This is a genomic window from Neobacillus paridis, assembly GCF_016765675.1.
In the GTDB taxonomy this organism is placed as follows: Bacteria; Bacillota; Bacilli; order Bacillales; family Cytobacillaceae; genus Neobacillus; species Neobacillus paridis.
This window is the reverse complement of sequence record NZ_JAESWB010000226.1, coordinates 1-597: the sequence shown is the minus strand read 5'-3', so window position 1 is coordinate 597 and position 597 is coordinate 1. Positions and strand designations below refer to the sequence as shown.

At 65.2% G+C, this 597-nt stretch carries 1 protein-coding gene; it reads right to left on the bottom strand.

The genetic code is table 11. The annotated features are described in order from the left end of the window. On the bottom strand, nucleotides 1-597 hold a 597-nt coding region (locus JK635_RS28600; protein WP_306792952.1), incomplete at both ends, for a PrpF domain-containing protein.

Below are 597 nucleotides of genomic sequence, written 5' to 3'. Positions count from 1 at the left end.
GTGTGCTGGCGCTTGGCCGCCTGGTCCACGTCCTTGATCAGGCCCATGCGCACCGCGCCATGGGCGCGCAGGGTTTCGAATCTGGTCAGCGCCACCGGGTCGCTGTTGATCGCGTCCTGCAGCTCGGTGCCGGTGTAGCCGATGTCCTCGGCATTGACGAAGATGGTAGGAATGCCGGCATTGATCATGGTGGCCTTCAGGGTGCCGATCCCCGGCACGTCCAGATCGTCCACCAGCTTCCCGGTCGGGAACATCGCGCCGCCCGCGCCTTCTTCCTCGGCCGCCGGGTCCATGAATTCGAGCTGCACCTCGGCCGCAGGAAAGGTGACGCCATCGAGTTCGAAGTCGCCGGTCTCCTGCACCATGCCGTCCGTCATCGGCACATGGGCAATGATGGTCTTGCCGATATTGGCCTGCCAGATGCGCACCGTGGCCATGCCGTCGCGCGGAATGCGGGAAGCGTCGATCAGGCCGTTGCTGATGGCGAACGGGCCGACCGCCGCCGAAAGGTTGCCGCAGTTGCCGCTCCAGTCGACGAAGGCGCTGTCGATGGAGACCTGGCCGAACAGGTAATCGACATCGTGATCAGGCCGCGTG